The sequence below is a fragment of the Petrotoga mexicana DSM 14811 genome, assembly GCF_002895565.1.
Classification (GTDB): Bacteria; Thermotogota; Thermotogae; order Petrotogales; family Petrotogaceae; genus Petrotoga; species Petrotoga mexicana.
Genome location: NZ_AZRN01000035.1, coordinates 1 through 12177, shown reverse-complemented (window position 1 = coordinate 12177; position 12177 = coordinate 1). Strand labels below are relative to the sequence as shown.

The following is a 12177-nucleotide window of genomic DNA, read 5'->3' as shown; positions in this document are numbered from 1 at the left end:
CCCGAAACACCCATACACACAGATGCTGAAAGAATCGATACCTGAACCAGATCCGAAAAAGAAATGGACAGAACGGATAAGTATAAAAGAGTTGGAAACAGAAGAGTACATGAGAAAAGGATGTAAGTTTGCAGGTAGATGCCCGTTTGTTATGGAAAAGTGTAAAGATAATATGCCACCAGAAATACAAACAGAAAATCGTATGGTTCGTTGTTGGTTGTATGAGAATAAGGAAGATAAATAAAACAAGAGTCGTACAAATAAAAAGGGGGATTTAAAAAACATGGAATATCATGTGGCAAAGACTGGCTCTGATCAAGCTTTAGGAACTAAACAAGATCCTTTTTTAACGATAAATAAAGCCGCTTCTGTTGCTATGGCTGGAGATAAAGTTATAGTTCACGAAGGGGTATATCGTGAATGGGTAAAACCTAAAAACAAAGGATTAAGCAACAAAAGAAGAATTACCTATCAAGCAGCTGAAGGAGAAAAGGTAATTATTAAAGGATCTGAAAGGATCCAAGATTGGCAAAAGGTTGAAGGAAACATCTGGAAATGTGAATTACCAAACTCTTTTTTTGGTGACTTTAATCCGTACAAAGAAGAAATATTTGGAGATTGGCTTGTTACGACTGATCAAAAGAGACATTTAGGAGATGTTTATCTAAACGGTATGTCGTTTTACGAAGCTAACAGTTTTGAAGATTTAAAAGATCCTAAGGTTAGAACAGAGACAGTAGACCATTGGACACAAAAAAAGGTTCCGGTTTTAAATCCAGAGCAAACAAAGTATGTTTGGTATGCGGAAGTAGATGATCAAAAAACAACTATATACGCAAACTTCAATGGTGCGAACCCAAATGAAGAATTAGTAGAGATCAATGTACGCAGATCCTGTTTTTATCCAGATCAAATTGGGAGAGATTATATAACCGTGAAAGGTTTTGAAATGGCTCATGCTGCAACACCATGGGTTCCGCCAACAGCAGATCAACCTGGATTAATTGGAGCAAACTGGAGTAAAGGTTGGATAATTGAAAACAATATTATTCATGATTCAAAATGTAGTGCAATAAGTATAGGTAAGGAAGGTTCGACCGGACATCTATATCATTCAACTCGTAAAGACAAAACTGGGCATCAATACCAATTAGAATCTGTTTTTAGTGCTGAACATATCGGATGGAGTAAAGAAAGTATCGGGTCACATATTATTCGGAATAATACAATTTATGATTGTGGTCAAAATGCGATTGTAGGTCATTTAGGATGTGTTTTTAGTGAAATCTACAATAACCACATTTATAGAATTGCTATAAAAAGAGAATTTTGGGGACATGAGATTGCAGGTATCAAATTACATGCAGCCATAGATGTTCAGATTTATCATAATCGTATACATGATTGTTCTTTAGGGTTATGGCTGGATTGGCAAGCACAAGGAACAAGGGTAAGTAAAAACTTATTTTACAAAAATAATCGTGATTTATTTGTGGAAGTAAGTCATGGCCCGTATGTTATAGATCACAACATCTTAGCTTCTGAATATGCAATAGATAACATGTCTCAGGGTGGTGCCTACATTAACAATTTAATTGCTGGTAAGATGGAGAAAAGAAAAGTATTAAATCGTTATACTCCATACCATAGACCACATAGTACAACGGTTGCAGGGTATGCCTGTGTTTACGGTGGTGATGATCGTTTCTACAACAATATCTTCATTGGGAAAGATGGATTGAAAGGTGTTGGGACATCACATTATATGAATCATACAACATCATTAGAAGAGTACTTGAAGAAGGTAGATGAAAAAGGTTGGGATATTAAAACGCTTGAGTTAATAGAACAACCGGTGTATATTAATAACAATGCCTACTTCAATGGAGCGGAACCATTTGAAAGGGAAAAAGAGAAATTAGTTGATAAAAATTTTGATCCAAGATTTACTGTTATTGAGAAAGGTGAAGAAGTTTATATGTCTTGTGAACTTCCTGATACTTTTGAAAATATTGTAGGCGAAGTATGTTCAACAAATTCTTTAGAAAGAGTTAGGATTGTTGATGCTGATTTTGAACGTCCTGATGGGGGAAATTTAGTCTTAGACACAGACTTTTTAGATGAACAAAAACCTGAGAAAAGTTCCTTAGGTCCAATCTCTACTTTGAAAAAAGGTAAGAACTATATCAAAGTTTGGTAATGAAAATCAATACTAAATGTTCCATTTTTTTAGAACTATTGAGAAGGAGCCAGTATACAATGAAAATATCTTTCGGCTTTTATCCACAAGGCAAAATAAAGGCTTTAACCATGAGTTATGATGATGGACAAATTTATGACAGAAGATTGATAAGGATTTTCAATAAGTACGGAATCAAAGGTACCTTCCATTTAAATTCAGGAAAATTAGATTCAGAACCATTTTTAAACTCTTCCGAAATAAGGGATCTCTTTGAGGGGCATGAAGTTGCTATACATACATTAAATCACCCTTATCTCACAAAAGTACCAAAGGAATCAATAATTGAGGAAATTATGGAGGATAGGGAAAGATTAGAGTCTTTAGTAAACTATCCAATAAGGGGTATGTCATATCCTTATGGGGATTACGGTGAAGAACTTTTAGAATTACTTCCGTATTTGGGAATTGAATATTCAAGGACGGTTAATTCCCATGGTAACTTTTCTTTACCTACACATTTTTTAAGGTGGAATCCTACTTGTCATCATGATGATAACTTGTTAAAAAAATATGAAGAATTCAAGAAATTAGAATCTAATGAAACTATGCCTTTGTTGTATGTATGGGGGCACAGTTTTGAATTTGAAAGGAATAATAACTGGGATATGATTGAAGACTTTTGCAAAAAAATATCGAACGATGAAACAATTTGGTATGCGACAAATGCAGAGATCATGGATTATTTGAAAGCTTTAAAGAATCTAAAATTTAGTGTAAATAAAAAAATAGTTTATAATCCTTCTGCTTTAACGGTATGGATAGGAGTGGATGGTAATCCAGTGAAGGTAGAAGGCGGCAGATATCTGACTTTATAGTTCGAAATCTATGTGTCATAGTAAAATTAAGATTTTGATTTTAAAAGGGATTCACAAGGTAACGGTTAGGTTAAAGTATGTTTTGGAATATCTCAGGCAGTACTAAATTTGTGGAAAGGAGGAGTGATGAAATGAAGGATTTATTATTTGTAACCTCATTGTTAGGTATTGGTTTACTGGCTGCTATTCTATTGGGAGGATCAAATCAAACAAATAGTCTAAATGAATTTATAAATCCAGGAGATTATGAGATGGTTTTGAACTTCGAAGAACCGGTTCAAATTGAAAAAGTTGGAGAATCAGTTTCGATTACAGTAGTAGATGAATTTTCCTTCGAAGGTCAAAAATCCTTAAAGATAGAGAATAGAACTTCAGGATGGGAAGGTGCAGAAATTGATCTAACAAAAGATTGGCAAATTTTTAATTCAGCTAATTTCCAAATTACTACTCATATTTATCAAACTTCTCCTGATCCTCAATTATTTAGGATAGTAGCTTATATAAAAGATAGTAAAGGGGAGCGCTTTGAAACAATCACTGAGAAGGTTGTGATGCCAAACTATTGGAAAGAGATAAATGAAGAGTTCAAATTCAGTTTTAATGAACCCGTTGATAAATTTTCCTTAAGAATAGTAACTCCTTTGGAAAGTAATTTCACATACTATATAGACAACTTTCAGATTCTGGGAACTAACAAAGTTGAAAGAGCAGGAGTGATCTCTAAGACAAGTTTTGAAGACGAACAGTATAGTTGGGAACCAAGAGGAGATGAAGTCTCTATTTCGCCATCTAATAAAGTATCCCATAGTGGGAAATATTCTTTAGCTGTTGAGGGAAGGAAAAGTAATTGGAATGGCCCACAAATAAATCTTGCAAAAACCTTAAAACCTGGAACCAGTTATGATTTTGAAATATACGTATATCAAGATACGGGGCAAGATCAATTAATCACTCTCACAATGCAGAGAAAATACGCTTCTGATGCTAATACTAACTACGATACGATCTTATGGCAAAAAAAGGTTCCTTCGAATACCTGGACACAATTAACAGGTTCTTATACGGTTAAATCTGGAGCAGTAGTGGAAGAGTTGATCTTTTACGTTGAATCACCGAATCCTACGCTCTCATTTTATTTGGATGATTTTTCAATAATAGATAAATCGATTCCTCTATATGAACCTGAATGGGAAATTATAGATTTAAAAGATAAATATAAAGACAATTTTGATATAGGAGTTGCTATTCCTTACAAAGTTTTAGTTAATCCTCTTGAAATGAAGATGGTCGAAAAGCACTTTAACTCTATTACCGCTGAAAACGAAATGAAGCCAGAAAGTATTTTAATGGACTTAGGAAGTTATGATTTTTCAGTTGCCGATGAGTATATTGAATATGCTAAAGAAAAAGGTATAAAAGTTCGCGGACATACTTTAGTCTGGCACAGTCAAACACCTGAGTGGTTCTTTAAAGACGGAGATGGCAATTTAATTTCAAAGAACGAACTTCTTTCAAGAATGGAAACTTATATACACGACGTTGTCGGACATTTCAAAGGAGAAGTATATGCATGGGATGTTGTCAATGAAGCAATTGATCCCAATCAACCAGATGGTTATAGAAGGTCTCTTTGGTATGAAATCATGGGCCCAGAGTATATTGAATATGCATTTAAATTCGCTCATGAAGCCGATCCAAACGCTAAGCTTTTCTATAACGATTACAATACTTACGAACCAGAAAAGAGAGATTATATATACAACATAGTAAAGGAATTAAAGGCAAAAGGAGTTCCAATTGATGGGATTGGAATGCAAATGCATATTGGAATTGGAACGGATCTCAGACAGGTTGAAGAGGCTATTAAGTTATTCAGCTCTATTCCTGATATAGAAATTCAAATAACTGAAATTGATATGAGTGTTTATACAGATCAAGGATCCAATTACATGTCTCCACCATACGAAGTCTTAGTTGAGCAAGGGTACAAATACCAAGAACTTTTTGATATCCTCAAAAAATACGATGATGTTATAACCAGTGTAACTTTCTGGGGCCTTAAAGACGACTATTCTTGGAAAAATCAAACCAGAAATGATTGGCCGCTTTTGTTTGATAAAGATTATCAATCAAAATACGCATATTGGGGAATTGTAGAACCAACTGTTTTGCCAATAGTTCCAAAATCCAATGCAATCTCTCAAGGTACCGCTATTCCATATGGTATGTTAGATGATGATTATTTGTTTTCAAAGCCAATATTCATATATGATGAGAATGGGGAAGAAAAGCTTAATGCAAGAATAATATGGAATGAAAACAAATTATTTATTTATGGTGAAGTCTTCAACGAAACAAGTGATGAAGAAGATGGAGTGGCGATATTCATTGATCCTAATAATGCCAAGACACCTTACCTACAAGAAGATGATATATGGGTGATTATTCATCCAGATTGGACTGTTAAGAAAAATAAAGAAGATATGGAAGTTGAATATTTTGTTAGCCCGGGTTATAAAAAATATTCTTTTGAATGTTCCATAAATCTTTCGACGAAATTAGAAAAAGGGAAAGAAATTGGATTTGACATAGCGGTAATAGATGGAGAGAGCATATATAGTTGGAGTGATAACACAAATCAACAGAAATCGCAAACAATAAATTATGGAGTATTAACCTTGGAAGGTGTATCCGTAGGAACAGCAAAATATGGTACACCGATTATAGATGGAGAAATAGATGAGGTTTGGTTTCAAAGCGAAGAATATATCACTGAAACTATTGTATCGGGTAGCTCAAATAACGCAAAAGCCAACTTTCGAGTACTTTGGGATGAAAATGCCTTGTATGTATTGGCTATTGTCGAAGATCCTATTCTTAATAAAGAAAATGCAAACGCTTGGGAGCAGGATTCATTAGAAATATTCATAGATGAAAATAATAATAAAACAGGTTTTTACGAAAATGATGATGCACAGTACAGAGTCAATTACGTAAATACCCCTTCATTTGGTACAGGAGGCTCTGCGGCCAATTTTAAAACTGCTACAAAGATTGTAGAAAATGGTTATATAGTAGAAGCAGCAATTTCTTGGAAATTTATTTCCCCAAGTGGAGGAGAAGTCGTTGGATTTGATGTTCAAGTCAACGATGCAGGTGCAACTGGAAGTAGAGTAGGTATAACTACTTGGAATGACCCAACTGGGAATAATTATCAGAGCACTGTAAACTTTGGGAATATTATTTTAGAAAAATAAGTAAAAATTAGTACTTTTTGTTTATTCTTGGTGGCTAGGAGGAAGTTTGAATGTTTCCATATTCAAATGATGTAGATTATCAATGTTGGTTAAATTATCAAAGATTAGAAACTCCAAGTTTATCTGATCAATATAAAGAATATTTAAAAAACATTGTAATAAATATCGACGGATATATAATCGATTCTATTAAAAATGAACTTTATTATAGTATAAAAAAATTTTTTAATATAGAGGCCATCATAACTAACAAGCCTATTAAACGTACTTTTACAATAATTTCGAAATTAGATGGGGGTTCATTTTTCAGTAACACAATAAAAGAAGAAGAATACACCTCATTAAGTGAAGAGGGCTTTTTGATCAAAAAAGTAGAAAATTCTACAAAAAAATTTATATTAATAACAGCGAAATCTGATGAAGGTTTGCTATACGGTACCTACAAATTAATCCAAAACATACAAATGGAAAAACCTTTAGATCAGTTAAATCTATTAGAGAAACCTTATATCCCTCTGAGAATTATTAATCACTGGGATAATTTGGATGGAAGCATTGAAAGAGGATACGCAGGTAAATCAATTTTTTATCGTAATAATGAATTGGTTGATAATCTTGATAGAATAAGAGATTATGCTAGATTGCTTTCCTCTATAGGTCTTAATGGTATAGTTTTGAACAACGTTAATGTTAAAAGCGAAGAAACGAAATTAATAGCAGAAAGAATAAACATTGTTGAAAAACTTTATGATGTATTTAAAAGATATGGTATAAAAATTTATTTAAGCGTAAATTTTGCAAGCCCTATGATAATTGGAGGATTAAAAACCGCTGACCCTTTGGATAAAGAAGTAAGAAAGTGGTGGAAGGAAAGAGTCGACTTTATATATAATCGCATCCCCGATTTTGGGGGTTTCCTCGTAAAGGCAGATTCAGAAGGGCAGCCAGGACCATTTACTTATAACAGAACGCATGTTGATGGTGCAAATATGTTAGCTGAAGCTCTTGCTCCTCATGGTGGATTGTTAATATGGAGAGCATTTGTATACAATTGCTATCAAGATTGGAGAGATAATGAAACAGATAGAGCGAAAGCTGCTTACGATACGTTTATGCCACTTGATGGAAAATTTCTTGATAATGTGATCATTCAAATTAAAAATGGGCCAATGGACTTCCAAGTAAGAGAACCGGTAAATCCTTTATTTGGAGGGCTCCAAAAAACAAATCAAATACTTGAATTTCAAATTACTCAAGAATACACTGGACAACAAAAACATCTCTGTTATCTTGTTCCCCAATGGAAAGAAGTTTTAGACTTTGATACTTTCTTATTTGGTGAGGGAACCTCAGTTGCAAAGATCGTTTCTGGTTCTATATTTAATTCACCGAATTTTGGAATAGCTGGAATATCAAATATTGGGGATGAAATTAACTGGACTGGCCATACATTAGCACAAGCAAATTTGTACGGATTTGGTCGCCTTGCTTGGGATCCTTCCTTGAGTGGTAAAAAAATTATAGAAGAATGGATAAAATGTACTTTTGGAAATAATGAAACTGTTTTAAATAATTTATCCGAAATGATGTTAAAGTCTTGGAATATTTATGAGAAATATACAGCACCTTTAGGAGTAGGTTGGATGGTTAATCCTGGTCATCATTATGGTCCTAATGTTGATGGATATGAGTATTCAAGGTGGGGTACTTACCACAAAGCTGATCATTATGGTATAGGTGTAGACAGAACCTTGAAATCAGGAACGGGCTATACAGCACAGTATCGTCAACAAAATTTTGAGAAATACGAACATTTAGATTCTTGCCCCGATGAACTATTACTTTTTTTTCATCATGTCTCTTATATTTACAAATTGAGCAATAACAAAACCGTCTTACAACATATTTATGATACGCATTTTGAAGGAGTCGAAGATGTACAATGGTTAATAGATAAATGGCAAGGCTTAGAAAGATATATTGATAGTAAAAGATATAGTTCTGTTTATCAAAGATTATTAGAACAAAGGGAAAGTGCTAAAGAATGGAGAGATGTTATAAATTCATACTTTTATAGAAAAACAATGATCTATGATGAAAAAAGGAGAAAAATATACTGAAAAAAGACAAAAACGATAAAATATTTTACAAGGGGGAAGTTTTTATGCAATTTTACAAAAATCCAAATAAACCGATAGAAGAGCGTGTTGAAGACCTTTTAAAACAAATGACTTTGGACGAAAAAATAGCCCAACTTGGTTCTTTTTGGAGTTATGAGCTTCTTGATAATGGTAATTTCTCTTTTGAAAAAGCTCAAAATTTATTGAAAGAAGGAATTGGTCAGATAACTCGTCCAGGAGGAGCGACAGGATTCTCTCCTAAGAAAACAGCTGAATTGTCAAACAAAATTCAGAGATTTCTTCTTACTGAAACAAGATTGGGGATTCCTGCTTTTATGCATGAAGAATGTTTGAGTGGTTACATGACAAGAGGAGCGACCATTTTCCCTCAGATGATTGGTGCGGCAAGTACTTGGGAACCTCCATTAATAGAACGAATGACAACAAGTATAAGAAATCAAATGAAAGCTCTTGGAATACATCAAGGATTATCTCCAGTTGTTGATGTAACTAGAGATCCTAGATGGGGGAGAACTGAGGAAACTTTTGGAGAAGATCCATATTTGGTTGCAAAGATGGGAGTTTCATATGTTAAAGGGTTACAATCTGATGATTTGAAGAATGGAGTAGTTGCTACTTTAAAGCATTTTGTGGGTTATGGGGTTTCTGAAGGTGGGATGAATTGGGCGACAGCTCATATCCCAGAAAGAGAACTAAAAGAAACATTTCTCTTTCCTTTTGAAGCTGTTATTAAAGAAGGAAAAGCTAAATCTGTCATGAATGCTTATCATGAGATTGATGGTATACCTTGTGGAGCTTCTGAAATTTTGTTGAGAAAAATTTTGCGAGAGGAATGGGGTTTTGATGGCATTGTTGTTTCCGATTACTTTGCAATCAATTCATTGATGGAATATCATAAATTAGTATCAAATAAAAAAGGAGCAGCTATAAAAGCGTTAAAAGCTGGGATAGATGTTGAACTTCCCTCTTTTGATTGTTATAAAGAACCATTAAAGAATGCGATAGAAAATGGAGAGCTTTCTGAAGCATTTATTGATAAATCTGTTAGAAATATTTTACGATTAAAGTTTAAGATGGGATTATTTGAAAATCCTTATGTTGATTTAGAAAAGGTTCCAGATAATTTAGATACACCTGAAGATAGGAAACTCGCGTATGAAATTGCTAAAAAATCAATTGTTCTATTGAAAAATAATGGAATAGTGCCTTTGAAAAAGAATCCAAACATAAAAAAAGTTGCAGTAATTGGACCAAATGCAAACAGCGCTAGAAATTTAACAGGGGATTATACTTATTTAACACACTTAGAAACCTTAAAACAAGGAGCTTTCGGTACTTCAGCAATGGAAGGAATTACTTTTTCTGAAAGTGAATTGCCAATAAAAACCATATATGAAAGTTTGAAAGAAAAATTAGAAAAGTTAAATGTGGAAACATCTTACGCAAAAGGTTGCGAAATAAATGGCGACAACAAAGAAATGTTTAAAGAAGCAATCGAACTTGCTAAAATATCTGATGTTGCTATTCTAGTTTTAGGTGATAAATCTGGGTTAACATTAGATTGCACAACTGGTGAATCTCGTGATAGTTCTACGTTGATTTTACCAGGTGTACAACTTGATTTACTAAAATCTGTTATAAATACGGGAACACCTGTAATTGTTGTTCTTGTAAACGGAAGGCCATATTCGTTAGACTGGGTATCAAAAAATGTTTCTGCAATATTTGAAGCTTGGTTACCTGGTGAAGAAGGTGGCAATGCTCTGGCCGATATTATTTTGGGTAATGAGTCCCCTTCAGGGAAATTGCCTATATCTTTTCCGCGTCATGTGGGACAAATTCCAGTTTATTATAATCACAAGCCTTCTGGAGGAAGAAGTCAATGGTGGGGAGATTATACGGATTCACCTGCCAAACCACTATATCCTTTTGGTCATGGTCTCAGTTATACACAATTTGAATATACGAATCTTCAAATTGAAAGTAGCGATAGAATCGTGAAAATAAGCATGGATGTTAAAAACATAGGTGAAGAGACAGGTGATGAAATTGTTCAGCTGTACGTGAATGATGAAGTCGCTAGTGTAACTAGACCTGTGAAAGAATTAAAGGGTTTTCAAAGAATTACACTTAAACCTTCAGAAAAGAAAAGAATCATTTTTAATCTCCCAATAGAGACTTTAGCGCTATATAATGAAAAAATGGAATTTTTGGTTGAAAAAGGTTATTTTAAAGTTATGGTGGGATCCTCTTCTGAAGATATAAGGTTAAATGAAAAGTTTTACATTGATAAAGATATTAAAATTTCGCCTCAAAACAAGAAGTTTTTTAGCGATGTGGTTCTGGAAGAAAATTAAAGCTTATTTTACGGAATTTAATATAAAAATCGAGGTGGATTACCTTGTTTAAAAGCATAAGAGGAAAACTTTCTTTAACAATTATAATAATATTAGTTTTATTTGGCGTTGTCGTTGTTTTTAATATTGTCTCATTGATTTCATCAAATGATGGACTTTCTAATTATAAAGATTTGTCAAATGACACGAGTAGAATTTCTGAAATAGAAAACAACTTTTTTGAAGCTGCTTTGGCCTTCAAAGATTATGTGATTAACTACGATGAACAAACACAAGAAATTATTACTCAGAATATCAACGCTGTTCAAAGTTTCTTTACAGATGAAACTACCGATTCTACACTAGTACAAAACATAATCACAAAGATAGGGGACTATGAAAGCGGTTTTAATCAAATTGTTCAATTGAACGAAGAAAAGAATAGGCTCGTAAATCAAGATTTTAAAGATATATCCAATGAATTACGCCAAAGTATTACTGACTTTAAAACCTTAGCCCAAGAAAATAACGTTTCAACCCTCGTTTTTTACGCTGATAGCTCGTTAGAAATAGTAGATAGTATAAAAGAGCTTGCTTCTGTTTATTTTTCTTCTAAATCAGTAGGTGACAAAAACAGTGTCATGAATGCTTTTGATGAGTTAGAATCACAAATAGCCATTTTAGAGCAAGGATTAGTATCAGACGAACTAACTGAAATGTTCAACAAGACGAAAGATGTGGTTGAACAATTCAAAGACACATTCAACCAAATAGTCACAGCGATAGAATCCCAGGAGCCTATAATCGGGCATATGGAGCAAGCAAGAGTAGAGATACTCAATCTATTAGAAGAACAAAGAAATGAATTAAAGGTTCAACAAGACACGTTAGGACCATCACTCATAGAAGAAAACAACAGGGCGATAACCTTGACAGCCATCCTAACCGTAGTAGCTTTCGTAGTATCGATAATCATGATTATCTATCTAATAAGGAGCATAACGAAACCACTGTTAGACTTCAAAAATAAGATAAACCAATTCAAAGAAGGAGACTTAACGGTAAACTTTGAAAGTAAAAGCAAAGATGAAATAGGACAGATGGCAAACGCTCTATCAGAAATGAGTAAAGAATTGAGAAGATCCATGGGGTCAATAAGGCAGGCATCAGACAAAGTAGAAAACGCATCAGAAAGTCTAACGCGCTCATCACAAGAAAGCAGAAAGAACTCAGAAGAACTCAAAAACCAGATGGACAAGATACAAACAAGTACGGAAGAAACGGCAGGAAACGTAGAAGAAGTAACCTCAGGGGTAGACGAAGTGGCAAAGGCGGCACAAGGTGTATCTCAAGATGCACAAAGACTAAGTGAAGAAGCAGATGAAA

General features: G+C 33.8%; 7 protein-coding genes. All 7 read left to right on the top strand.

The window, feature by feature from the left end; all coding sequences use genetic code 11:
• On the top strand, positions 1–244 hold a 244-nt coding region (locus X927_RS09470), incomplete at its 5' end, for an oligopeptide/dipeptide ABC transporter ATP-binding protein (RefSeq protein WP_342750009.1).
• Positions 245–283: 39 nt separating this feature from the next.
• Positions 284–2200, top strand: coding sequence for a right-handed parallel beta-helix repeat-containing protein (locus tag X927_RS09465; protein WP_103077830.1), 1917 nt, complete (start codon positions 284–286; stop codon positions 2198–2200).
• 59 nt (positions 2201–2259) lie between these two features.
• A complete protein-coding gene (locus tag X927_RS09460) occupies positions 2260–3057 on the top strand; it encodes a polysaccharide deacetylase family protein (protein WP_103077829.1) in 798 nt (265 codons plus the stop codon).
• Between the two features lie 131 nt (positions 3058–3188).
• On the top strand, positions 3189–6314 hold the full coding sequence (locus X927_RS09455; protein WP_103077828.1) for an endo-1,4-beta-xylanase: 3126 nt from the start codon (positions 3189–3191) through the stop codon (positions 6312–6314).
• 50 nt (positions 6315–6364) lie between these two features.
• A complete protein-coding gene (locus tag X927_RS09450) occupies positions 6365–8434 on the top strand; it encodes an alpha-glucuronidase family glycosyl hydrolase (protein ID WP_103077827.1) in 2070 nt (689 codons plus the stop codon).
• A gap of 44 nt (positions 8435–8478) precedes the next feature.
• On the top strand, positions 8479–10812 hold the full coding sequence (locus tag X927_RS09445) for a glycoside hydrolase family 3 N-terminal domain-containing protein (protein WP_103077826.1): 2334 nt from the start codon (positions 8479–8481) through the stop codon (positions 10810–10812).
• Positions 10813–10856: 44 nt separating this feature from the next.
• On the top strand, positions 10857–12177 hold a 1321-nt coding region (locus X927_RS09440), incomplete at its 3' end, for a methyl-accepting chemotaxis protein (RefSeq protein ID WP_103077825.1).